The 361-nt window shown below is 60.1% G+C and carries 1 protein-coding gene; it reads left to right on the forward strand.

The window, feature by feature from the left end; translation table 11 throughout:
• A partial coding sequence (locus tag SB753_RS35380; RefSeq protein WP_410804726.1) for an autotransporter strand-loop-strand O-heptosyltransferase occupies positions 1 to 361 on the forward strand: 361 nt, incomplete at both ends.

Raw genomic sequence — 361 nt, forward strand, 5'->3', positions numbered from 1 at the left:
GGAGCGTCCGAGGATCACATTGCCCGACGCGAGCCGCCCGATTCCCGAGAAGTACGTCTGCATCGCGACCCAAAGCACCACGCAATGCAAGTACTGGAACAACCCCACCGGCTGGCGCGAGATCGTGCAATTTCTCAAGCAGCGTGGCTACCGCGTGATCTGCATCGATCAGAAAGCGACGCACGGTAACGGCGTCGTATGGAATCACCTGCCCCACGGCTGCGAGGATTTCACCGGCGAGCAACCGCTTGCCGAACGCGCGCGCTGGCTAAAGCATGCTGAGTTTTTCGTTGGCTTGAGCAGCGGCCTGTCATGGCTTGCATGGACGATGAACACGCCTGTCGTGATGATCAGCGGCTTC

The organism is Paraburkholderia sp. SIMBA_053 (genome assembly GCF_046534895.1).
Lineage (GTDB): Bacteria > Pseudomonadota > Gammaproteobacteria > Burkholderiales > Burkholderiaceae > Paraburkholderia > Paraburkholderia caledonica.